The sequence below is a fragment of the Ensifer sp. GW823-FHT05D09 genome (assembly GCF_058795755.1).
The window spans coordinates 12038-34264 of record NZ_JBXAIA010000015.1; the positions used below are offsets into that span (position 1 = coordinate 12038).

20 protein-coding genes are annotated in these 22227 nt (G+C 61.3%); 9 read left to right on the forward strand and 11 right to left on the reverse strand.

The genetic code is table 11. The features are described from left to right. Positions 1-228: 228 nt before the first annotated feature. The gene (locus AC1Q80_RS28695) at positions 229-2331 is read left to right on the forward strand and encodes an oxidoreductase (RefSeq protein ID WP_492362657.1); all 2103 of its coding nucleotides are present in this window, start codon (positions 229-231) and stop codon (positions 2329-2331) included. A gap of 58 nt (positions 2332-2389) precedes the next feature. On the opposite strand, the gene pdxR is transcribed toward AC1Q80_RS28695, so the two are convergent. Further along, the gene (gene pdxR, locus AC1Q80_RS28700) at positions 2390-3913 is read right to left on the reverse strand and encodes a MocR-like pyridoxine biosynthesis transcription factor PdxR (RefSeq protein WP_492362658.1); all 1524 of its coding nucleotides are present in this window, start codon (positions 3911-3913) and stop codon (positions 2390-2392) included. A 132-nt stretch (positions 3914-4045) separates the two neighbouring features. Here pdxR and AC1Q80_RS28705 point away from each other — a divergent pair, with 132 nt between their 5' ends. The 4 genes from AC1Q80_RS28705 (at position 4046) to AC1Q80_RS28720 (ending at position 8205) form a co-directional block, all read left to right on the forward strand. Next, complete coding sequence (locus AC1Q80_RS28705; RefSeq protein WP_492362659.1) at positions 4046-5629, forward strand: ABC transporter substrate-binding protein; 1584 nt, start codon at positions 4046-4048, stop codon at positions 5627-5629. Between the two features lie 60 nt (positions 5630-5689). Beyond that, positions 5690-6529 carry an alkaline phosphatase family protein gene (locus AC1Q80_RS28710; RefSeq protein ID WP_492362660.1) on the forward strand — a complete coding sequence of 280 codons (840 nt, stop codon included), beginning with the start codon at positions 5690-5692 and terminating at the stop codon, positions 6527-6529. A 423-nt stretch (positions 6530-6952) separates the two neighbouring features. After that, positions 6953-7291 (forward strand): ferredoxin, encoded by a 339-nt coding sequence (gene fdxA / locus AC1Q80_RS28715; protein ID WP_173424057.1) that lies wholly within the window; start codon positions 6953-6955, stop codon positions 7289-7291. 26 nt (positions 7292-7317) lie between these two features. Continuing rightward, positions 7318-8205: a dihydrodipicolinate synthase family protein gene (locus tag AC1Q80_RS28720; protein ID WP_492362661.1), complete on the forward strand. Its 888-nt coding sequence runs from the start codon at positions 7318-7320 to the stop codon at positions 8203-8205. On the opposite strand, the gene AC1Q80_RS28725 is transcribed toward AC1Q80_RS28720, so the two are convergent. From AC1Q80_RS28725 to AC1Q80_RS28760, 8 genes are all read right to left on the reverse strand, one after another. Next, positions 8190-9512, reverse strand: coding sequence for an amidohydrolase family protein (locus AC1Q80_RS28725; RefSeq protein ID WP_492362716.1), 1323 nt, complete (start codon positions 9510-9512; stop codon positions 8190-8192). The two genes, AC1Q80_RS28720 and AC1Q80_RS28725, sit on opposite strands and share 16 nt — an antisense overlap. A 71-nt stretch (positions 9513-9583) precedes the next feature. Beyond that, positions 9584-10507, reverse strand: coding sequence for a LysR family transcriptional regulator (locus tag AC1Q80_RS28730; RefSeq protein WP_492362662.1), 924 nt, complete (start codon positions 10505-10507; stop codon positions 9584-9586). 45 nt (positions 10508-10552) lie between these two features. Next, on the reverse strand, positions 10553-11326 hold the full coding sequence (locus AC1Q80_RS28735; protein ID WP_492362663.1) for an enoyl-CoA hydratase-related protein: 774 nt from the start codon (positions 11324-11326) through the stop codon (positions 10553-10555). Further along, positions 11323-12480 carry a CaiB/BaiF CoA transferase family protein gene (locus AC1Q80_RS28740; RefSeq protein ID WP_492362664.1) on the reverse strand — a complete coding sequence of 386 codons (1158 nt, stop codon included), beginning with the start codon at positions 12478-12480 and terminating at the stop codon, positions 11323-11325. Before AC1Q80_RS28740 ends, AC1Q80_RS28735 begins: the two co-directional genes overlap by 4 nt. Then, positions 12477-13832 carry an FAD-dependent oxidoreductase gene (locus AC1Q80_RS28745; protein ID WP_492362665.1) on the reverse strand — a complete coding sequence of 452 codons (1356 nt, stop codon included), beginning with the start codon at positions 13830-13832 and terminating at the stop codon, positions 12477-12479. The genes AC1Q80_RS28740 and AC1Q80_RS28745 overlap by 4 nt, the downstream gene beginning before the upstream one ends. 111 nt (positions 13833-13943) lie before the next feature. Continuing rightward, positions 13944-14717 (reverse strand): ABC transporter permease, encoded by a 774-nt coding sequence (locus AC1Q80_RS28750; protein WP_492362717.1) that lies wholly within the window; start codon positions 14715-14717, stop codon positions 13944-13946. A gap of 62 nt (positions 14718-14779) precedes the next feature. Next, on the reverse strand, positions 14780-15592 hold the full coding sequence (locus AC1Q80_RS28755) for an ABC transporter ATP-binding protein (protein WP_492362666.1): 813 nt from the start codon (positions 15590-15592) through the stop codon (positions 14780-14782). 4 nt (positions 15593-15596) lie between these two features. Further along, the gene (locus AC1Q80_RS28760; RefSeq protein ID WP_492362667.1) at positions 15597-16631 is read right to left on the reverse strand and encodes an ABC transporter substrate-binding protein; all 1035 of its coding nucleotides are present in this window, start codon (positions 16629-16631) and stop codon (positions 15597-15599) included. A gap of 221 nt (positions 16632-16852) precedes the next feature. Between AC1Q80_RS28760 and AC1Q80_RS28765 the strand changes: the two genes are divergently transcribed. Continuing rightward, positions 16853-18286: an aldehyde dehydrogenase family protein gene (locus AC1Q80_RS28765; RefSeq protein WP_492362668.1), complete on the forward strand. Its 1434-nt coding sequence runs from the start codon at positions 16853-16855 to the stop codon at positions 18284-18286. A gap of 95 nt (positions 18287-18381) precedes the next feature. Here the strand turns inward: AC1Q80_RS28765 and AC1Q80_RS28770 are convergent, their stop codons facing one another. Beyond that, positions 18382-18597 (reverse strand): hypothetical protein, encoded by a 216-nt coding sequence (locus AC1Q80_RS28770; RefSeq protein ID WP_492362669.1) that lies wholly within the window; start codon positions 18595-18597, stop codon positions 18382-18384. Between the two features lie 20 nt (positions 18598-18617). Then, complete coding sequence (locus AC1Q80_RS28775) at positions 18618-19763, reverse strand: hypothetical protein (protein WP_492362670.1); 1146 nt, start codon at positions 19761-19763, stop codon at positions 18618-18620. A gap of 4 nt (positions 19764-19767) precedes the next feature. Between AC1Q80_RS28775 and AC1Q80_RS28780 the strand changes: the two genes are divergently transcribed. Genes AC1Q80_RS28780 through AC1Q80_RS28790 form a run of 3 tightly spaced genes read left to right on the forward strand, consistent with a single transcriptional unit; the run spans position 19768 to position 22124 of the window. After that, positions 19768-20496, forward strand: coding sequence for an MSMEG_1061 family FMN-dependent PPOX-type flavoprotein (locus AC1Q80_RS28780; protein ID WP_492362671.1), 729 nt, complete (start codon positions 19768-19770; stop codon positions 20494-20496). 9 nt (positions 20497-20505) lie between these two features. Next, the gene (locus AC1Q80_RS28785; protein ID WP_492362672.1) at positions 20506-20826 is read left to right on the forward strand and encodes a 2Fe-2S iron-sulfur cluster-binding protein; all 321 of its coding nucleotides are present in this window, start codon (positions 20506-20508) and stop codon (positions 20824-20826) included. 59 nt (positions 20827-20885) lie between these two features. Next, complete coding sequence (locus AC1Q80_RS28790; RefSeq protein WP_492362673.1) at positions 20886-22124, forward strand: NAD(P)/FAD-dependent oxidoreductase; 1239 nt, start codon at positions 20886-20888, stop codon at positions 22122-22124. Positions 22125-22227: the final 103 nt, after the last annotated feature.

The window sequence follows — 22227 nt, forward strand, 5'->3', positions numbered from 1 at the left end:
GTCTGCCGAGCTGTGCGTGATGCCCCGCCCTTTACCAGAGGGGAGCTCAATCAGCCGGACAACCACTGTGTATCATCGACGAAAATATGCAATATCATATTGCGATAAAACGATATTTATACTTGTTATACGATCTTATAATTTCACTTGCGAAGTGACGTGCTCAGTGCCTATCCTGTCGCCAATGACCTGCCAGTACATGGCGGGCGGGGAACGAGGACTGGAAGCATGACGCGAGATGCTCGCTACGATGTGCTGTTCGAACCTGTGCGGATCGGCCCGGTCACGGCGCCAAACCGATTCTACCAAGTGCCGCATGCCAGCGGCATGACCAATGCCCTACCACGGGTGCGCGCCGCATTCCGTGAGACGAAGGCCGAGGGCGGGTGGGGCGTGATCTGTACGGGCGCCTGTTCCATCGACCCGAGTTCGGACGATACACCGCTGCCTTTCGCCACGCTCTGGGACCGTAACGACATTCGCGCACACGCCCTGATGACGGAGGCAGTCCATCGCCACGGCTCGCTTGCGGGCGTGGAGCTTTGGCACGGCGGCGCGGCGGTGATGAACCGGGCGAGCCGCCTGCCGCCACTGTCGCCCTCTGGTATCCCCTGGATGGCGACGCATGTCGGCTTCATGGGCAATCTGCGCCCGCGCGTCATGGACAAAACGGATATTCGCGACGTTCTGCGATGGCAGGCGGAAGGCGCTCGCAAGGCGCGCAGCGCCGGCTTCGACATCGTCTATGTCTATGCCGGCATGGGCTATCTCGGTTACGAGTTTCTGCTGCCCGAATACAATCATCGTTGCGACGAGTATGGCGGACCGATTGAAAACCGCATCCGCTTCGTGCGCGAACTGCTTGAGGTGACACGGGAGGCGGTCGGCATCGATTGTGGTGTGGCGCTGCGCGTCAGCCTGGAGGAATTGCGAGGCCGACCGGGCGTGCATCAGGAATCCGAGGCACATGAATTGATCTCGCTCCTCTCCGGCCATGCCGATCTCTTCGATGTGAAGATGGATTCAAGCCCGACAGACTGTTCCGCCTCGCGTTTCACCGGCGAAGGCAGCCATGAGCCGGTGATCGATTTCGTGAAGCGGATGACGGACAAGCCTGTCGTCGGCGTCGGCCGTTTCACGTCACCGGACACGATGGTCTCCCAGGTTCGTCGGGGCGTTCTCGACCTGATCGGCGGCGCCCGTCCCTCGATCGCCGATCCGTTCCTGCCGAACAAGATCAGGGAGGGCCGGATAGAGGAGATCCGTGAGTGTATCGGCTGCAACATCTGCATTTCGAGCTGGCATGACGGCGTCCCCGTTCGCTGCACGCAGAACCCAACCGCAGGCGAGGAATGGCGTCGCGGATGGCATCCGGAGCGGATTGCACCTGCCCGCAAGCGCGAGAAAGTCCTGATCGTTGGCGGAGGTCCCTCCGGTCTCGAATGCGCGCTCACCGCTGCGCGCCAGGGCCATGAGGTAACGCTTGCCGATGCCGGGACGAGCTGGGGTGGGCGACTGAGCTTTGAAAAGACGCTACCGGGCCTTGCGGCCTGGAACCGGGTCGTGGACTACCGCCTTGGCCGTCTCGCCGATCTTCCAAATGTGTCCATGTATCTGGAAAGCCCGCTTGGCGTCGACGATATCCTCGAGCTTGCCCCAGATCACCTCATTCTCGCAACGGGCGCCGCGTGGACCCGCATGCTCTATTCGACACTGGAAATCCCGGTCGGCCAATTGGAGCATCCTGCTGTCTATACACCCGATGACATCGCTGCGGGACGCTTGCCGGCAGGACCGGTGCTCGTCTTCGATTTCGACAACTATTATTACGGCGGCGTCCTGGCGGAGTATCTGGCCGCCAAGGGCCTTGAGGTCTCCTATGTAACCCCCGCCGGCCAGGCATCGGCCTGGACGATCATGACGAATGAACTGCCGCTGGTGCACCGCGCCCTGCTGCAGCGCCGGATCCCTGTTACAACTTTGCAGACGGTCACCGGTTTCGACGGCGAAATGGCCACGCTTGCCCATGTGTTCACCGGCGAGGAAACGGCAATGCATTGCCGCTCGATCCTGATCGTCGGCCTGCGCCGGCCGCGCAGCGCCCTCCGCGAGGCCCTGGATCTCCGACGGGCGGAGGTAGAGGCGGCCGGCATCGCCAGCGTCACGACAATTGGCGATGCTCTCGCACCCGGTGCGATCGCCCATGCGGTGCACAGCGGCCACAAGGCCGCCCGGGAGCTTGGCCAAAGGGACGGACACAGGCTGTATCTGCGCGACACGCCGATTACAGACTGTGAACCCGGCTTTGAGCAAGCAGACGCGGCGGAATGACGACACGGTCACGACCGCCTTTCGGCGCGCGCTCGATCCGCGCCGAAAGGCGACGCCGTTATGTCGCATCCAAACAGCGCCTCAGCAATTTCGTTGCGAATTCAATTTCATCCTCGGTCGATGCGGCGAAGCCGACCAGAAGGGCATTCCGCGGAGATGTCCGGTTTGCGTAGTAGTAGGACAGTTGTTCGACGCCGAGATTGTGGTGGCGGCAACGGATCAGCACGGCATCCTCATCCACCGACTGATCCCTGAAATAACAGAGATTGTAGAAGCCCGATGCGAACTCGGGCGGCTCGAAGATGTCGGCAAAATCGGAGCGCAGAATTTGTAGAAGGAAGTTCTGGCGCTTGGCGTAGATCCGGCGCATCCGATGTAGGTGGCGAACATAATGGCCGTCCTCGATAAGGCGGCCGACGATCTGTTCGGTGAATTGCGGCAACGCCCTGTAGCGAACCTGGATCAGCCGGCGGCATTTTTCCGCAAGCGCCCTTGGCATGATCATGTAACCGACGCGGAGGGATTGCAGCAGCGTCATGCTGAAGGCACCGACATAAATGACCTGGCCCGCCTGATCGAGCGCTTTCAGCGGTGGGATCGGTCCACCCCGATAGCGAAATTCGCTACCGAGATCGTCCTCGATGATAAGCGTCTCGCGGTCGGCCGCCCAGTGCAGCAGTTCCAGCTTTCGCTTCATCGGCATAGCGATCGTCATCGGCTGCTGCTTGGCAGCCGTGACGAAGGCGAGCTTGACGTCGCGGCTGGCAACCGTATGCGGGTCCGGCCCCGACGCATCGACATACATTGGCTCGATCTTGCAACCGGACGACTGGAAAATCGACCTGATTGCCGCCATCCCGGGTTCCTCGAAAGCAACGGTGTCGCCGGGGTCGAGCAGCAGCTCGGCCAAAAGCGTGACGGCATGATGCGCACCGAGCGTGGTCACCACTTCTTCCGGCTCGCATCGGATGCCGCGGCTGACGGCGATATGCCGGGCGATCTGCTCTTCGAGCAGGGAAGGACGCAGGATCTCCCGATAATTGACGATCCGGAAATCGCCTTGCGCATAGACCTCTTTCGTCAGCTGAGACCAGATTTGCACCGGAAACAGCCGGTGATCGGGGGTCGCCATGTGCAGAAGTTGCGACCCGTCATTGAGGGTCAGGGACGTGCGCCATGTCAGTGCCTGCCCACGCTTCGACAGCAGGTTTTCGAACCGGTCCGGCGTTGCGACGTCGCCTTCTGAAGGTGTTTTCGGACTGCCCTGTTGGCGTCGAGGAACCGTCTCCACATAGGTGCCGCTGCCGCGCGCAGAATTGAGATAACCTTCCGCGACAAGCTGGTCGAGTGCGGTCACCACCGTGAAGCGGGAAATGCCGAGACTTTCCGACAGGACGCGTGACGAAGGGATGCGCATCCCGCCGGGAAGCGCGCCCGACAGGATCATCTCCCGCAAGCCGTCGTAGAGCTGGAGGTACAGAGGTCGTGCGCTGTCGGCTTCGAGTATCAATCCGTCCAGGCTGGATCCGTCGATCGTGCGGGCGATGCTGCGCCTCCATGCGGTGTGTCCCAGCGATGACAAGTGGACTGGTCATTTTTGCCATTTCTGGACATGTATGCAGCATTCTTGGCGATTAATATCCATCGGGTCAAGCAAAGGCGCCGCTGGGCGAACCGCGGGCCAGGCCAGTTCGGCCGTATCGGGGGACTATCGATGGATGAACTCAAATATCATTCCGGCCTCGTTGCGAAGGGCCGGATGTCGCGCCGCGACTTTCTCGGGCGCAGTGCTGCGTTCGGGGTCAGCCTCGTTGCGGCGGGATCCTTGCTCTCGACAGCCGTCAGGGCCGAGGGGCCGGTGCGCGGCGGAACGATCAAGATCGGCATGCAGGGCGGCGCGTCGACCGACAGCCTCGATCCCGGCCTTGCCAACAATCAGGTCGCGGCGATGATCAATCATCTGTGGGGCGAGACCCTCGTCTGGCTGGCGCCGGATGGTTCGCCAATACCCGTTCTTGCCGAAGAATGGAGCGCCTCGTCCGACGCTAAAACCTGGACCTTCAAGATCCGCAAGGGCGTGCAGTTCCACGACGGCAAGACGCTGACACCCGAAGACGTGGTTGCGACGATCGAGCGGCATTCGGACGAAAGCGCAAAGTCAGGGGCGCTCGGTATTCTCAAGGGGATCGAGACCGTCAAGGCGGACGGAGAGACCGTCGTCTTCACGCTGAAGGAAGCCAACGCCGACATGCCGTTCCTGATGATCGACTATCATCTGGTGATCCAGCCAAATGGCGGCAAGGACAATCCCGAGGCGGCGATTGGCACCGGCCCCTACAAGCTGGCCGACCGAGAGGCGGGCGTGCGCTACAATGCGACCCGCTTTGAAGGCTATTGGGCCAGCGAAACGGTCGGCTTCGCCGAGCAGGTGGAAGTTGTCGTCATCAACGACGCGACGGCGCGCATCGCCGCCCTGCAGAGCGGCCAGGTGCACATGATCAACCGGATCGAGCCGAAAACCGTCGCGCTGCTCAAGACCATGCCGCGGGTGACCATCCGCAACGTGTCCGGCCGCGGCTTTTATCCCTTCAACATGTTCTGTGACACCGCCCCCTTTAACAACAAGGACCTGCGCCTCGCGCTCAAATATGCGATGGATCGGGAGACGATGATTGCGCGCATCCTGCACGGCTATGGCTCGGTCGGCAATGATGCGCCGATCAACAAGGCCTATCCGCTTTACGAGGAAATCGAGCAGCGGACCTACGACCCCGACAAAGCCGCGTTCCATTTCAAGAAGTCCGGACACGGCAGCGGCATCGTGCTGCGCACGTCGGACGTGGCGTTTCCCGGCGCGGTTGATGCCGCGGTGCTGTACCAGGAAAGTGCACGCAAGGCCGGTATCGATATCGAGGTCAAACGCGAGCCGGGCGACGGCTACTGGTCGAACGTCTGGAATGTCCAGCCCTTCGCGACGTCTTACTGGGGTGGCCGACCGACGCAGGATCAGATGTACTCGACCGGCTACATCTCGTCAGCGGACTGGAACGACACTCGGTTCAAGAACGAGACCTTCGATAAGCTGGTCGTCGCCGCGCGCGCGGAACTGGATGAGGCAAAGCGGCGGGCGATGTATCGCGACATGTCGGAAATGATGCGCGACGAAGGCGGCCTGATCGCGCCGATGTTCAATGACTTCATCGACGGCGTTGGCGAGAGCATCCAGGGCTGGGTGGACAATCCCGCCGGTGAGCTCATGAACGGCGACGCGCCGCTGCGCTGCTGGCTCAGCGCCTGAACGAGCACCCGGATCAAACGCGCCGCCCTGATGGCGGCGCGTCACGCCAAGGACACCGAAATGCCGCTTCGCAACAAACTTCTGCTGATCATCCTTGACGGCCAGCCTTGGCGCAACGCGCGCCGGCTGATGGGCAATCTGGAAGGCTGGGTAGAGGCCGGCGAGGCCCGCGTGTGGAAGATGCGCTCGGTTCTGCCCTCCACGTCCGCCTCCTGCTACGCTTCGATCCATACCGGTGTGCCACCGCAGGTCCATGGCGTTCTTTCGAATGAAACGCTGTTTCGCGTCGAGCAGCCCGACATTTTCTCCGAGGTGGCCAAGGCCGGTGGCAAGACGGGCGCCGTAACCCATTCCTTCTGGTCGACCTTCTTTCAGCGCGCGCCCTTCGACATGGTGCGCGACATCGAATATGACGATGCGCAAGGCCCCATTCATCATGGCCGCTTCCACACCATGGCGGGGTACAATCATCAGAACCAGATGACGCCCAGCGATCTCGACCTCTTCGCGACGCTAACCATGCTGACCGAGCGCCATGCGATAGACTACGGTATTCTGCACACCTGCACGCTCGACAGCATGGGGCATCGATTCGGCCACGATTGTTCGCAGATGGACCATGCTTGCTTCACCATTGACGCACAGCTCGCGGCATTCCTGCCCCGCTGGCGTGGGAAAGGCTACGAGGTCATCGTAACGGCCGATCACGGCCAGACCAACCGGGGACATCATGGCGGCGCCGATGAAGAAATGCAGGACTTCGCATTCTATTGGTTCGGTGGCGGCGAAGGTCCGCCGGCCGGCACGCTCCTGCACCAATTGCAACTCGCGCCGACAGTGCTGTCGCGCCTGGGGGTGGACCTCCCCGAGAGCATGAAGTCGAAGCCGTTTTTAGTATAGGCAGATCACTGTCTACCGAGTTTGGGCCTACGGAGTGAACGAGCCTGTGTCGCCGTGACGGTATCGTCGTTGCCGCGCGTCTGCTCGAAATGCCAGGACGGATTGTCCGTGCCAGTGCCGCGTTAATAACTGGTTGACAGCGTCGCGCATCTAGCCAGCTTTGACATTTGGCGCCAAAAGAGCGCATCCGCGTAGGCTGTCGCGTCGGGCGCAACCACGGTCAGGATAGCGTGACGAGACCACCACGCCGGAATTTCAAGCGAACGTGGCGCAAGCAAGGGCGAACGAATCGTTGAACCGATTGCGGCCGACAGCCGCCAAACGTTGCCTTTTCGGCAACGTCTGTTGCGAATATCTATGCTTCTTCGCCCGGAGAAACTCTGAAACATTGCGCTTGCAAGCAACTCATCAGAGGCAAGCAAGATGGCCTATGTCATTACGGAGCCCTGCATCGACGTGAAAGACGGCGACTGCACCGCGGCCTGTCCTGTCGACTGCATCTACGAGGGTGGACGCACCTACTACATCCATCCAGACGAATGCATAAACTGCGGGCTCTGCCTGTCGATCTGTCCCGTTGATGCCATTGTCTGGGACCAGGAAATCTCCGAGACACAGCGCCATTTCATCACCGTCAACAAGGAGTTTTTCGGCCCCGACGTTACGGGAATGGGGTCGCCTGGCGGATGGAGCAAGGAGTGCTCGACAGTGCTGGACCACCCCTTCGTGGCCGGCTTCGAGAAAGCCGCAACAGCAGCATAACAACACCTCAACGACAGGAACGAGACATGTCTGTGACCGAATTCGGTGGCGTCGTTGCCGCCGTGCCGACGCCGTTTGACGATCTGGGCCGGATCGATACCGCAGCCTTTGTCGAACATGCCAGCTGGTGCCTGAACAATGGCTGTGATGGCCTGAATGTGCTGGGGACGACCGGCGAAGCCAACTCGCTGTCTTTCGAGCAGCGCAGGGCCGTGATGGTGGCCGCTGCCGAGGCGCTCGATACGAAACGGCTGATGGTTGGCACCGGTACGCCAGACATCGAGACGACCGTCGCGCTCACAGCGCTTGCCCATCGCCTGGACTATGCGGCGGCGCTGGTCTTGCCGCCCTATTACTACAAGCCGGCCCCCGACGACGGGCTCTTTTCGTGGTTTGCGCGGCTCGTCCAGGCCACTGCGAAAAATCCGATCCCGATCTATCTCTACAACTTTCCGCAAATGACCGGCATCACGTTTACCCCGGCCTTCGCCGCGAGACTTGCCGAAGCGTTTCCGGACCGCGTCAAGGGTGCCAAGGACAGCTCCGGCGATCTCGGCTATGCCCGTCAGCTGGCGGAGATCCCGAACTTCGCCGTTTTCCCGAGCAACGAGGCGACGCTTGCCGATGCCAATGCTGACAACTATGCCGGCACGATTTCCGCGACCGTCAATATCGCCCCGGTCCTATCGGCCAAGCTTTGGAAGAGCCAGGGCGATGCTCCCTTGCAGGATCGCGTGCTCCGGCTGCGCCATGCGATATCCGCCAACCCGCTGATCCCGGCCGTCAAATACCTGGTCGCCAAGCGAACCGGAAATCCGGTCTGGTTGAATGCCGCCCCGCCACAGCCTTCGCTTGGCGGCGCGCACCGAGAAAAACTCGACCTTCTCGCAACCCAGGTTCACCAGCCGGAGTAATAGGCCCGCGTGGCGGCGGCGAGCTTAGTCACGCGTTGACGCTCGCCGGTCAGCCGCGGAAGATCGGCGCGTGCCTGCTGCAGCAGTTCGGCCCGGGCGCCCTCACAGTCGATCCGGGTCAGCTTTCCATCACGCATGATCTCCTGTCCGCCGACGTAGAGACCCTTCGCGTGGGCCGCCGTCATCCGCGCAAGCAGAACCTCCGCCTCGTCCAGATCGTCAGTCAGACTGTCGGCGATCAACGCGCCGTAGTCTACGAGCACCAGGTCTTCATTCACCGGCGCATTCAGGATCTTGGCGCCGACATGGATCGCTGCGTCGAACACCTGCTTCGCTGTAAACGCCCGCATCAGGTCTTGGCCGCCATGCAGCAGATGCGCAAGGCGCAGTTCCCGCCAGAGATCCTGATCATCGTCAAAACCTGTCCCGTCGAGGCCGAAAGCGAAAGCGGGTCCATGCACGGACATATCGGCAATCGGCGCCACGCCCGAACGCAGGCGCAAGTTTGCCGATGGATTGGAAACGAGTTGCACACCGCGTGCCGCCAGAAGCTCCAGTTCATCCGTTCGCAACTGAACGCCGTGGGCAACCGCGAGGCGCGGCGAGAGGAAGCCGATATCGTCGAGGTATCGCACGACCCCTTGCGGGAAGCGCCGATCCAGCCATTGCCGCTGCCGCGGGCTTTCAAGCAGATGCATATGAATCCGCCTGCCCGTTGCCGCTGATGCCTCTGCGATGCTTTCGAGCAAAGCGTTGGAACACCATTGCGGCCCGATCGGGCCGTACTGGACATCGATCAGCGGGCTGGTGTTTGCGGCACCCACAGCATCTGCCGCGGCAATCTGGACCGAGGGCGGCGCATATTTCGGGATCGAAGCGCTGAGCTCTTCCCAGTCTGCCGGCGCGAGTAACGGTCGCAGCCGTTGCGGCCCGCCATCATAGGCCCAAGAGTCGTGGTCCAGCAGGGGACAGGAGAGCGCAAGTCGTATGCCTACATCGCGCGCGGCGCGCATCACGGCGCCAGCCTCTTCCACCAGCCGGTCGATGTTCAGCGAGTTGTGGCAATGCATGGTCGCACCGACACCCGTCAGCGCCAGCCGTGAAAACGCCACGAGCGCTTCGAGGTAAGGGTCGGTTCGGGGCCGCAGCCGAAGGCCCGGGATCCAGACTTCCAGGGCATCGTCAATGTTGCCGAAATCGAGGGTGCGGATGCCATAGCCGTGGTCATGGGCGTTGACGGGCGGCGGCATGAGGAGTGCATTGGCCGGGATCGCTGGCGGTGAAACGCTCTCCGGCAGATGCCGCAAGAGATCCGTCTCTCGCCGTGCAGCCTCATGACCGGGACGCAAGAGAAGTCGTCCGGGGCTCGCTCCTGCGGTCACGTGCGGATGGCCTCCATGATCTGATCGCTGAACTTCTGCAGTTCCGCGCCGACGAACTCGATGACCGCCTCGGCCGCGTGCGTACGCTGGCGACGCCGCTGCACGAGGATTCCGACGTGCAGGTTTTGAAGACGCGACCCGGAAAGCGGTATGGCCACGAGGTCGCCCGCCTTGATCTCCGCCAGGAAACCGATCGGCGTGAAGAAGGCCACGCCCTTGCCGGAGATCATGAAGGGCTTGAGCATCATCTGGCTGTTCGACGACACAAAAGGTCGCCCTGTCCGCTCGAAGACGGACAGTTCGATTTCGATGAGCGAGCGGATTGGCTGGGTGTCGAGTTGCAGCAGAAGATCGTACTGAGCGCACTCGGCGAGCGAAACCTGCCGCTGCCTGGCTAGTGGATGGCCGCGCCCGACGAACGCCATTAGCGGCATCGGCACGCGAAAAAGCATCTCCGTGTCATCGGGTCTGGCCAGATCGAAGGTCAACCCCATGTCGACGTCGCCTTCCGCGACCAGGCTGCTGATATTGCCGTGGCCGGCGGTGTGGATATGGAAGCTCACTCCGGGATGGACGCTGTGGAAGGCGTTGACCATGTCCGGGAGAAACTGGATCGCCAGGCTGTCGAGGCAGGACATCTGCACGCGGCCGGTCTTCTTCCCCTGCAAGGCGCCGAGGTCACTGCGCAGAAGGTCGAAATTCTCAAGCGTGGCGCGGGCGTGGCGCAGCACGTTTTCGCCGGCAACGGTCAGCTTCAGGCCGTTCGAGAGCCGCTCGAACAGTGCGATGCCCAATTCGTCCTCCAGTTTCTTGATCTGGCGGCTGACCGCCGACGACGCAACGTGAAGCTCCTCGGAGGCCTTGCGAATGGAGCCGGACCGTGCGACCGCGACAAAGTATTTCAAGATGCTGGCGTGCATTCGATTGGAACCTTCCCTCCCCCTGGGCACCGACCTATAGCACGCTCACCGCCCCCTCCAAACGGGCGCACGCTTCTGCTGGAACGCGCTGACACCTTCCAGAGCGTCCTCGCTTTTCAGCGCCCTTACAAGCGCGGGCGTACGTAGCGCTTGAGCCTCGGCGGGCGAAAGATGCCCGGTGCGATTGACCGTCTGTTTGATCGCCCTGAGCGAAAGGGGCGCACAGGCGACGATTTCATCTGTCCAGCGCGCGACGGCGGCGTCGAGTTCTCCCGGTTCGGCGACCTCGTTGACGATGCCAAACCCTTGCATCTCGGCAGCGGAGAACCGCCGGCCCGTCAGCAGCACGCCCATCGCGAGATTGTGCGGGATCCGCCGTTGCAACAGGACCATGCCCCCGTCGAGCGGCAGGCGCCCGACGCGGGCCTCCGGTAGGCCGAAGGCTGCCGTCGTCGAGGCGACGACGATATCGCAGCCGAGGACCATCTCGAAGCCGCCGCCGAGCGCATAGCCGTTGACCCTGGCGATAACGGGAACATCGAGCGAGCGGCGAAAGGCAAGCCCGCCAAAACCGTTCGGTCGGCTCTCGCTCCAGTAGTCGAGGCCGGTCGTTTCGGCCCCTTTCAGATCTGCCCCGGCGCAGAAGGCCCGCTCGCCGGCACCCGTCAGCACAACGCAACTGATGTCGTCGTGCGCTTCAATCTCCTGCCAGATCGCCTCCAGATCGCGTTCGGTCGCCGCGTCCACCGCATTCATCCGTTCCGGACGGCAGAGCGTGACGCGCGCGACGCGATCCTCCACGACAAACGCGACGCTCATGCCGCATCTCCCTGACGGACGGCAAGCGCCGAGAGGATATCGTCGTTGTGTTCGCCGAGCCTGGGCGGGGCGATGCGCACGGCCACGGTTGCGGCGGACATGGCAATCGGCGAGCCGACTAGGCGCACGGGACCAGCCTTGGTTTCGCCCGCCTCCAGGATCATGCCGTTGATTGCCGTCTGCTCGTCGGCAAGCGCTTCGGGAAGCGAGCGCACCGGCGCGCAGAGAATGTCGACCTCTTCGAGCCGGGCAAGCCAATGCGCGCTGCTGTTGGTTGCGAAGGCCTCGCGAAAGATCCGCTGCAGCTCCGGGCGACGCTTCATCTGGGCGTCGAAATCGGCAAACTGCGGCTGTAGGGACAGGTCCTCGATCTCCAGGGCGACGCAGATGTCCCTGAGCGGGTTCGGCTTGAAGGCGCCGACCATGACGATGGCACCGTCCGTGGTTTCAAACACGCCCGTCAGCGGAAAGGCGCCCCAGTTCAGTTCCTTCTCCCGCATCATGTGCGTGGTGCCCTCCTGCATCTGCATGGCTAGCATGGAACTGTAAAGACTGACCGCAACCTGTTGGCCTTGCCCGGTTTTCTCTCGGTGCAGCAATGCTAGCAGGATACCCTGAACCAGATGCATTCCGGCCGAATAGTCGGCAAGCGGCGTCGCATAGATCGACAAGGGATGGCTCGCGTCCGACTTCCGTCGCATGACGCCGGAAAGCGCCTGCGCGAGAATGTCCTGTCCCCCCTTGTGCCGATAGGGACCCTCCAGACCGAATCCAGTGCCGACGGCATAGATCAACCGCGGGTTCGTTCTCTTCAGCTCTTCGTAGCCAAAGCCCATGCGCTCCATGACATCGGGGCGAAAGTTGTTGACGACCACGTCGGCCGTGTCGATCAGGGCGCGCACTGCGGCACGCGCCTCGTCCTGCTTGAGGTCGAGCGCCAGGCTCTTCTTGTTGCGGTTGAGCGACGAGAAGACCGGATTGTTGAGGCCATCCGGATCCGATCCGAGCGACCAGCGAGAGAGATCGCCGATCTTGGCCTTCTCGACCTTGATGACTTCGGCTCCATAGTCGGCCAGCATTTGCGTGCAGCAGGGGCCAAGCATGACCTGGGTGAAATCGACAACGCGGATACCGTCGAGGGGAAGAGACGTCATTCTGCGGCCTCCAGATAGGTTGCATTTTCGGATGGCACGTCGCCGGGGTCGGCACCCTGGGCGCGCAGTTGTTTCTGGATCGCTCTTACGTCGGCGTCCCGCACCTTCACCCCGGCGTTGAGCGCAACGGTGGCCGCGACGCCGGCCGCCTCGCCCATGGCCATGCACGGCGGGATCTCTCGGCTCGACTTCTGCGCCTGGATCGTCGCGGAATAGTGCCTGCCAGCCACGATCAGCTGATCGATCTCCTTCGGCAGCATGGCCCGGTACGGCGTGTAATAGTCCCGGCCACGGCAGACGGTGTCACTGAAGTGACGGCGGTTCGTCACGTCGTCCTTGGTGACGACATATTCGCCCTGAAGCAGCCGCGACTGGCGCACGCCCGTCTGCGGCGCGAAGTCGATGACATGTGCGTTTTCGAAGCCCGGCAGATTTGCGCGGGCGAAATCGAGCAGGCGGGCGATCCGGCTGCGCCCTTCGAGTTCCGCATAGGTCAGATCTTCGACGCTGAGGCCGGAAAGCTTCGGCATGTGCGGGCAATTCAGCCAGATGACACCGGGCAGCGGCGTCTTCAGCCACCAGAACGACCAGCAACCGCCGATCAGGCGCTTGGCCTCGTGGTCGAGTGCCTTGAACCGTTCCGGCTCCTCGAACTCGAAACGTTCGGCAGCCTCCGTGTCGATGCCGCCCCAACGGGAAACGGTCGTCAGGATGAAGTTGCCATCCGTATGCTGGGCGCCGGCGTCGGCCGCGACGTCGAGATCGCCGGATGCGTCGATCACCACGTCACCCATGATGGCTTCGCGCCCGGCCTTGGTCTGGCAGACCACGCCCTTGATCGTGCCATCCTCGACAATCGCCGACGAAAACCAGCTGTGTGTTCTGAGCTTGACGCCGGATTCGCGCAGGACATCATAGGAGACGCGCTTGAAGGCATCCGGATCGAACGCCGCCGCGTAGCAGATAGGATGTGGCGCCGATGGCGTGTGGAAGTCGAACAGTCCCCAGCGTGCCCAGCGGCGCCATGCTTCCGGCGTGTCGCGAAGATCGAGTTGACGGTCGCCGTCCGTCGGGGTGACGCAGAGGCCGAGCGTCTTCATCCGCTCGATCATCTCCATGCAGATGCCGCGAACGGTGATTTCAACGCTGTTGACCATGTCGTCGAGCACCAGAACCATGCCGCCTGCGGCAAGGCCACCTACATAGGGATAGCGCTCGATGAGGGTGACGCTGGCGCCGGTGCGCGCCGCCGAGACGGCGGCGGAAATGCCGGCCGGGCCACCGCCGACCACGACCACATCCGAGCGGTCGACGATTCTGGCGTTGCGCAAGGGTTCCCTTATTGTTTCCATTGTCTTTCCTCCATAGGGGGCGTGTCCGGCGAAATGCGAGCGAGCTCACAGCCAGCGGCGTCATCGGTTGGCCGGACCGGGTAAGCGGTCCGGCAAGGAAGGGGTTTGGGGTCAGTGGTCCGTCGTCGGCTTCCAGCGGACGATCTTCGATTCCGCGAATGAGACCGCGAAGAAGAGAACCACGGCAAGCGAGGCGGCGATCACGACGGTCGCATAGAGCAGCGGAGAGCGGAAATTATAGGTCGCCTCGATGATCAGGGCGCCAAGGCCATAGCTGGATCCGATCCACTCCGCGACGATCGCTCCCATCACGCTGCTCGTCGCCGCAATCTTCAAGGCGGCAAAGAGGAACGGCAGCGAGCTTGGAAGACGAACCTTCCAGAAGATCTCGGAATTGCTGGCTGACAGGATGCGCATGAGATCGAGCATCGCGGGGCTCGCCGACTTTAGCCCCTGCACCATGTTGACGAGCGTCGGGAAGAAGCAGATCAGGCCGGCGATGATGATCTTGGGCGCAATGCCATTACCAACGAGCAGCACCAGGATCGGTGCCAGCGCGATGATTGGGATCGACTTGATGATAACAGCGATCGGATAGAACGCGCGCTCTGCGAGCGGGCTGTAGACAAACCAGACGGCCAGCAGGACGGCAACGACGTTGCCGAACACGAAACCGAGAACCGCCTCCAACAGCGTCGGCAGGAAATTCGACCACAGCACGCCCGCGTTTTCGCCGAAGGCCTGGATCACGTCGATGGGACCAGGCGCCATGAACGTTGGCACCGAAAAACCCCAGACGACAAGCTGCCACAACAGGATGCAGCCGAGGATCGCGAGCGTTGCCGGCAGGTGACGCAGGGCAGTAGCCGCGACGGCGTCGAGCATCTTGAACCTGTTGCCGTCGACCAAGGCGCGGCCTTCCGCTTGCGAAGGAAGGGCATTAGCCATCAACATTCTCCCAAAAGTGTACGCAGGTGGGCGGTGACGCGAATGAATTCGACCGTGTCACGCATCTTAAGCGTTCGCGGATAGGGCAGATCGACCTTCATGAACTCCTTGACGCGACCGGGATGGGCTGCAAGCATCAGGACGTGCTGACCGAGAAACACCGCCTCCGGGATCGAGTGGGTGACGAACAGGATCGTGGTGCCTGTTTCCTGCCAGAGGCGCAGCAGTTCCTCGTTCAGTTTGTCGCGGGTGATCTCGTCGAGCGCGCCGAACGGTTCGTCCATCAACAGGATGCGCGGACGGGTGACCAGTGCGCGGGCGATCGCAACGCGCTGGCGTTGACCGCCAGACAATTCGTGCGGCATCGCCTTTTCGCGTCCCTTGAGCCCTACGAGAGCGATGAGTTCCTCCGGGTCGGCATAGGTAGCACCCGCCTCGCGCTTTCCCACCAGCAGCGGCAGGCGCACGTTGTCGATCACGTTGCGCCAGGGCAACAAGGTTGCTTCCTGGAAGACGAAGGCAAAATCGCGCCCTTCGCGTGCCTTGCGCGGCGTCTGGCCGTGCACGGACACCGAACCGTCGCTGATATGCACGAGGTCTGCGACCGTGCGCAACAACGTCGACTTGCCGCAGCCGGACGGACCGAGCATGGTCACCAGAGAACCGGCCGGTATTTCGACCGAAACATCCGACAGCGCGGTGAAGCTGGAATCATCCGCGCCGAAACGGATATGAAGGTTCTGCACCGATACCGCCGAACCGCCGACTGCCCCGGCCGACACCTGCTTGGGTCTGTTAAGCGTTTCCAGCATCGCCTCATCCTACGCTCTTGCGGACGTCGGCAGTGGCATCGAGGATGGCCATCGTGTAGACGTCCTCGGCCTTCGGAACCGGACCGGTGAACTGGCCGAGGTCAGCATAGGTCTTGATCTGTTCTTCCCAGTTTGCCCGCTCCATGCCGCCCCAGCCGACATTCGCCGTGGTCTCGTTGAACACGAACTTCATCAGCGGCCCGATGGCCTCGAGTTCACTGGCCTTGTCCAGGTTCGGATAGGACTCGAGCAGGATGTCGACCGCCTCCTCCTGGTGTTCGCGCGCATATTTCCATCCGCGTGCCGCGCCCGACACGAAGGCCGAGAGATGATCGGCGTGGTTTTCCAGCTGGTCGTCGGTCGTGTAGTAGACGTTGGCGTAAAGACGGATGCCACCGTCCCAGAGTGTCAGGTCGACGCGGTCGTCGCCCAGGACCTTCAGCGCATTGACGTTGGTCAGCCACCCACAGACGGCATCGGCCTGGCCGGTCACCAACTGGTTCATGTCGGAGCCCATGTTGACGATCTTGACCTGATCTTCCGAGATGCCGTTCTTGGCGAGAAGTGCGCGCAGCAGGATGACCGAGGTCGGGATCGCGGCAATCGTCTTGCCGATCATATCCTGCGGCTTGGCGATCGGGTTGGCCTTGCGGGAGAAATAGGCAAAAGGATGCTTCTGATAACCGGCCGCGAATGCCTTGATCGGCGCACCGGCCGAACGGGCGAGCATGACAGACGGGCTGGAGGAAATCTGACCGATCGTCGACTGACCGACGGCAACGCCGGCGACACCGTCGACATTCGGTCCGCCGGGTACGATTTCCAGCTCCACGCCGCTCTCGGCGTAGTAACCCTTCTTGCGTGCGACCAGCTCTCCGAGAAGCCCGTTGGAGGGCAGCCAGCCAAGCTGCATCCGGATAGTGGCCGGATCGGCAGCTCTCCCTGGCGAGACGTTGATCAGGCTGTGGGTCGCGGCGATCGCGCCGACTGCGGCGGTTTTGGAAAGGAAACCCCGGCGGTTCATCATGAAATGAGACATATCGTTCCCCTAGCTTGTTATGGGAGCGATGATGATGAAATTCGGCATCTCATAAAGCACAATTTTTCGCGGTAAGCGTTGCCGATACGGCAACACACAGACTTCTCGCGCCTTTGCCTTTTCGGCAACGACTGGCTCGAAAGATTGTTCTTTGTTTGAGCCCCGTGCCCGTCGGATAAGCGAACGGACATTTCAAGCGGTCACCGTCGTGGAGGACAGATATGATGCACAGCAACCTGATTGATGGGGAATGGATCGACGGTAACGACATGGTTCGTAACATCAATCCGTCCGACACCAACGACGTGATCGGGGAGTACGCCCGCGCCTCGGCCGAGGATGCGAAGGCCGCGATTGCCGCGGCGAAAGCTGCGTTTCCGGCCTGGTCGCGCTCCGGCATTCTCGAGCGCCACGCCATCCTTCGAAAGACCGCCGACGAGATCCTGGCGCGCAAGGACGAACTCGGGCGGCTGCTGTCGCGCGAAGAGGGCAAGACGCTGGCCGAAGGCATCGGCGAGACCGTGCGCGCCGGCCAGATCTTCGACTTCTTCGCCGGCGAGGCGCTGAGGCTGGCCGGCGAGGTCATCCCCTCGGTGCGACCAAACATCGGCGTCGAAATCACCCGCGAACCGGTCGGCGTCGTCGGCATCATCACGCCCTGGAACTTCCCGATCGCCATTCCCGCCTGGAAGATCGCGCCGGCGCTCTGCTACGGCAACACCATCGTCTTCAAGCCGGCCGAACTGGTGCCCGGCTGCTCATGGGCAATCGTCGACATCCTCGTGCGCGCCGGCCTGCCGAAGGGCGTCTTGAACCTGGTCATGGGCAAGGGCTCCGTCGTCGGCCAGACGATGCTCGACAGCCCAGACGTCCAGGCGATCACCTTCACCGGCTCGACCGGCACCGGCAAACGCGTCGCGCTCGCCTCGGTCGAGCACAATCGCAAGTACCAGCTGGAGATGGGCGGCAAGAACCCCTTCGTGGTGCTCGACGATGCCGATCTCAATGTTGCCGTCGAGGCTGCCGTCAACTCCGCCTTCTTCTCCACCGGCCAGCGCTGCACCGCGTCGTCGCGGGTGATCGTGACGGAAGGCATTCACGACCACTTCGTTCAGGCGATGGGTGAGCGCATGAAGGGTCTGGTTATCGACGACGCCTTGAAGGCCGGCACGCATATCGGCCCGGTGGTCGACCAGAGCCAGCTCAACCAGGACACCGACTATATCGCCATCGGCAAACAGGAAGGCGCGAAACTCGCCTTCGGCGGCGAGCTTCTGAAGCGCGACACGCCTGGCTTCTACCTGCAGCCGGCGCTGTTTACCGAGGCGACCAACCAGATGCGCATCAGCCAAGAAGAGATCTTCGGACCGGTCGCTTCGGTGATCCGGGTGAAGGACTATGACGAGGCGCTTGCCGTTGCCAACGACACACCGTTCGGCCTGTCGTCGGGCATCGCCACCACCAGCCTGAAACATGCGACGCATTTCAAGCGCAACGCCGAAGCCGGCATGGTGATGGTCAACCTGCCGACCGCCGGCGTCGATTTCCACGTGCCCTTCGGCGGCCGCAAGGGCTCCTCCCATGGCTCGCGCGAGCAAGGGCGCTATGCCGCCGAATTCTACACAACCGTCAAGACGGCATACACATTGACGTAACGGCAGGTCACTCCCGCTGCGTCAGTTGACTGACGTCCAGAGTCTTGCGGCCGAGCTTCAACCCAGGAAGTAGGCGGGCTGATCGAGATCGGCGATCAGCCCCGGACCGCGCGGCTGCCAGCCGAGAAGCGATCGGTGGTGGCGCCGGGCGCCGCCATGTTTGCCGCTGCAGAGTTGGTGGATGAGCCGAAGCGCTCTTGCAGCCGAAGCAATGCCGGGAGGCCGAGCTGGCGCCCCGTCACATCAGCGATTTCCTTGAACGGAACGGCTTCGACGGCAATGCCAAGATGCGCATCGCTGCGCCCGGGCATTGGCAAAGATCTTGTGCTGTTCACAGGGTCGACAGCCACTCTCGCCTGAATGGAACTCGCTCCCGCTGCAGTTGCGGAGAAACCAAGACGAGCTCTCGTTCGGTCACGGATATGTCCATCACTTCAGTCCACCCCTCGGGCAACGGTATCGCTCCGAACGCGAAATCAACAACGGTGTCGCCATGGGGGTTCAACGTGATCGCCGTCTTGTATCCACGGTCGTTGAGCCAATTCCTGCGAGTGGAGGGACCATTTCCGGCGCCAAAGAACGTGCATCCTTCTTCCAGGCCGATGACGCCCTTATGCCTGCCTGAGAAAGGTGGATACTTTCGTCCGCCATTGCTCATCCAGAGCATGGTGAACGGGAGCACGTTTGGGTCACGTACGGCGAAGTAGATATACCCTGCAGTTGGAAGTACGGCAGCAGTCCAACCCAGCTTTGAGCCCTTCTCCTCAGCAAGGATCAGAAAATCCTCCGCATTCGGAGGACCAGGCTGGACGGTTAGATCCTGGCGCCCTCCCCCCAGAAGCTCGACGCTCGACAGGCAGTCGAATTCCTGAGGGTATCTTAGAGCGGAGAATCCGCGTGAAGCGTCAGTCTCGACGGCATTTTCTGGCGTGGCGCCAAAGGCTTTTTTCGAGAAAGTCAGCTTCGCGCCTTCTGAGATGCGGAGCATGGGGTGGTGCGCTACGGACAGGGCACCACAGCCACCGATGAACCTGTGTCGTTGATAGACGACCGGATGACCCGGCCGAAGGGTAATCTGCTTGAACAATTTCGCGCCGAGTATCGGCTCTCTCAACCTGAAGATGGCGGTCACTCCCCCATCTTCATGGTTGATCCCTTGCTCGTATAGCCAGATCCCGTTTGCTGGAAGACCATGTTCCGGCGTGTCGGTAATGTCGTCCGCGCCAAACGGTGCGCAGAAAAAGTCGCCTGAGAGGTTTTGAAGCGTCGGCGCTACCCCAGCGTCAAAAACCTCCGGAATGCCTCCGTTGTCTTCGCCGGTGCGCCATGGAGCGCGGTGCAAGGGCTGCATGACGCGTCCACCTGCGCTGATTGAGACGTCTTCCAAGTGACCACCCTGAGGGTTAACCACGACCTTCATTCCGGAACACATCACTGTAAACATCTCGTCCCACCCTTTTTGTCCGTTCGGCATCAAGCCCATGCCTCCTATAGCCCTGGTCACCAGTTTTCACAATAAAGAAAAACAATGGTTTTGTTTTATTGACATTCAATCGGTTTCGGCTATCGTCGACACCGTTGAACTCGCTCGAAAAGGGAGAACTGCGATGCGATCTATTGGTCGGACAGAGTTGCGCGAGATGTTTCCCGAACCGGAGGCGCTTGTCGTCAATAAGCAACTAACGTGGCTCGACAAGCACTGCCTTCATTTCATTTCGCTCTCGCCATTCCTCCTCATGGGAACTCAGGGTTCGCACGGTGCGGATGTGTCTCCGCGGGGTGACCCCAAAGGCTTCGTAAAAGTAATCGACCCCACGACCCTTCTCATTCCAGACCGACCCGGAAACAACCGGCTCGATACGATGGAGAACATTTTGAACAACCCGAAGGTGGGTTGTCTTTTCCTCGCGCCGGGCCTGGGGGAAATCTTACGGATAAACGGCGAGGCTGATCTGGTTGTCGGCGAAGAACTCGAGCTCTTGGCGATACAGGGCAGGACGCCGCAAGTCGCGATCCGACTTCATGTGAAGGAAGTGTTCTTCCACTGCTCGAAAGCGGTCATCCGGTCGAAAATTTGGAACCCGGCAACGTTCGCGACGAGACAGGATTTTCCGCCACTCGGCGCAATTCTTGCCGATCAAATCGCGGGTCTGAACAAGGACGAAATGATCGAAAGGATCCGTGTCGGTGATCAGAAAACGCTCTACTGAGGAAATGATATGATAGAGATCACGTTTGTTGAGGCCGGTGGCAAAGAACGAACGGTAACGGCTCCGGCCGCTGGTGACCTCATGCACGCTGGCCGGAATGCTGACATTGTCGGCATGCTCGGAGAGTGCGGCGGCACTTGCGGCTGCGGAACCTGCCACGTCTACATTGAACAACATTGGCTCGACCGACTTCCTCCGCCGGCCGACGACGAGGCGGATATGCTCTCCCTGTCGGACAATTTGCTGCCGGAAAGCCGCCTGGCTTGCCAGATCGTACTTAGGGCAGAGCTTGACGGGCTTCGCGTTCAAATGCCGGAAGTGCAGGGCTAATCGCCGTGAGGAAACGGTGTGCGCGCATCAGCCGTTCATCAAGAGCTCGGAGTAATCCAATGGAAAATAGACTTGTGATCGTCGGCGCAGGGCAGTCGGGTTTCGCTGTTGCTGCAAAACTAAGGGCGCAGGGTGATACCCGCCCAATTACCATAATTGGCTCTGAGAGCGTTCCGCCGTATCAGCGACCTCCCCTGTCGAAAAAATACCTGGTCGGTGATGTCGCTTTCGAGGCGCTGCTATTTCGGCACGAAGACTGGTTCAGGGAAAATCACATCGACCTTTGCCTCGGCAGCTCGGTTGAAGAAATCGACCGACGCGAGAAGTGCATTGTTCTCCAAAATGGCAGCAGAATTGCCTACGATAGTCTGGTGTTGACCACCGGGGCGTCGCCTCGGTCCCTACCCTCTGCCGTTGGCGGCGACCTGCAAGGCGTTTATCTCGTAAGGGATAAACGCGATTGCGACCTTCTTCGAGCGGAGATGCGCCCGGAACGCAGTGTGCTCATCATCGGCGGAGGTTATGTGGGCCTCGAGGCGGCGGCGGTCGCCCGCTCCTTGGGCCTAAGGGTCATTCTGGTCGAATTGGGCACGCGGATTCTGCAGCGTGTTGCCGCTAGCGACACGTCAGACATCGTGCGTGCTGCGCATGTTGCGAAAGGGGTTGAGTTTCGGGAAAATACTGGGCTCGTGACCCTCATTTCCGACCAAGGCCATGTGACAGGCGCGGAACTTTCAGATGGTTCCAAGATCTCGGCGGACTTTGTCATCATCGGCATTGGCGTGGTTCCAAACGATCAGCTGGCCAGGGCAAGCGGACTTTCGGTTGGAAATGGCATATCGGTCGATGAGTATGGCTGTACCTCCGATCCCTCGATTTATGCTGCCGGCGACTGCACGGAGTTTTCATACAAGGGCCGGTCGGTGCGATTGGAATCCGTTCAAAATGCAGTGGACCAAGCCGAGACGGTTGCGACATCAATCATGGGAGGTCGTGTTCGGTATGAACCGCAGCCTTGGTTCTGGTCCGATCAGTTCGATCTGAAGCTGCAGATCGCTGGCTACAATGTCGGATATGACAGAACGCTCGTTCGCAATGGGTCACGTCCCGGTGCAAAGTCGGTGTGGTATTTCCAGCAGGGACAATTCATCGCGGTCGATGCGATCAACGATCCAAAGGCGTTTGTTAGCGGCAGGCGAATGCTTTCGCTCGGCATCAACCCGCCGGCGGCGGTTTTGGAAGACGAAGGCTTGGATCTCGTTGCGTATATACGCTCGATAACCGCGTCGGCTGCATGAAGCGCTTTCCGCCTCTTGGAGCCGACAAGTCGGAAAAGCGCCCGCCCAATCGGTGACTTCAAAGCTGTCGGCCCAAATCGGCAATCGTTGTCCGACGTGCTAT

What these genes read in the sequence shown, in the direction of transcription:
- AC1Q80_RS28695 (WP_492362657.1), top strand. Translation starts at nt 229, where the DNA reads ATGACGCGAGATGCTCGCTACGATGTGCTGTTCGAACCTGTGCGGATC.
- AC1Q80_RS28705 (WP_492362659.1), top strand. Translation starts at nt 4,046, where the DNA reads ATGGATGAACTCAAATATCATTCCGGCCTCGTTGCGAAGGGCCGGATG.
- AC1Q80_RS28710 (WP_492362660.1), top strand. Translation starts at nt 5,690, where the DNA reads ATGCCGCTTCGCAACAAACTTCTGCTGATCATCCTTGACGGCCAGCCT.
- fdxA (WP_173424057.1), top strand. Translation starts at nt 6,953, where the DNA reads ATGGCCTATGTCATTACGGAGCCCTGCATCGACGTGAAAGACGGCGAC.
- AC1Q80_RS28720 (WP_492362661.1), top strand. Translation starts at nt 7,318, where the DNA reads ATGTCTGTGACCGAATTCGGTGGCGTCGTTGCCGCCGTGCCGACGCCG.
- AC1Q80_RS28730 (WP_492362662.1), bottom strand. Translation starts at nt 10,507, where the DNA reads ATGCACGCCAGCATCTTGAAATACTTTGTCGCGGTCGCACGGTCCGGC.
- AC1Q80_RS28735 (WP_492362663.1), bottom strand. Translation starts at nt 11,326, where the DNA reads ATGAGCGTCGCGTTTGTCGTGGAGGATCGCGTCGCGCGCGTCACGCTC.
- AC1Q80_RS28740 (WP_492362664.1), bottom strand. Translation starts at nt 12,480, where the DNA reads ATGACGTCTCTTCCCCTCGACGGTATCCGCGTTGTCGATTTCACCCAG.
- AC1Q80_RS28745 (WP_492362665.1), bottom strand. Translation starts at nt 13,832, where the DNA reads ATGGAAACAATAAGGGAACCCTTGCGCAACGCCAGAATCGTCGACCGC.
- AC1Q80_RS28750 (WP_492362717.1), bottom strand. Translation starts at nt 14,717, where the DNA reads ATGCTCGACGCCGTCGCGGCTACTGCCCTGCGTCACCTGCCGGCAACG.
- AC1Q80_RS28755 (WP_492362666.1), bottom strand. Translation starts at nt 15,592, where the DNA reads ATGCTGGAAACGCTTAACAGACCCAAGCAGGTGTCGGCCGGGGCAGTC.
- AC1Q80_RS28760 (WP_492362667.1), bottom strand. Translation starts at nt 16,631, where the DNA reads ATGTCTCATTTCATGATGAACCGCCGGGGTTTCCTTTCCAAAACCGCC.
- AC1Q80_RS28765 (WP_492362668.1), top strand. Translation starts at nt 16,853, where the DNA reads ATGATGCACAGCAACCTGATTGATGGGGAATGGATCGACGGTAACGAC.
- AC1Q80_RS28770 (WP_492362669.1), bottom strand. Translation starts at nt 18,597, where the DNA reads ATGCCCGGGCGCAGCGATGCGCATCTTGGCATTGCCGTCGAAGCCGTT.
- AC1Q80_RS28780 (WP_492362671.1), top strand. Translation starts at nt 19,768, where the DNA reads ATGCCTCCTATAGCCCTGGTCACCAGTTTTCACAATAAAGAAAAACAA.
- AC1Q80_RS28785 (WP_492362672.1), top strand. Translation starts at nt 20,506, where the DNA reads ATGATAGAGATCACGTTTGTTGAGGCCGGTGGCAAAGAACGAACGGTA.
- AC1Q80_RS28790 (WP_492362673.1), top strand. Translation starts at nt 20,886, where the DNA reads ATGGAAAATAGACTTGTGATCGTCGGCGCAGGGCAGTCGGGTTTCGCT.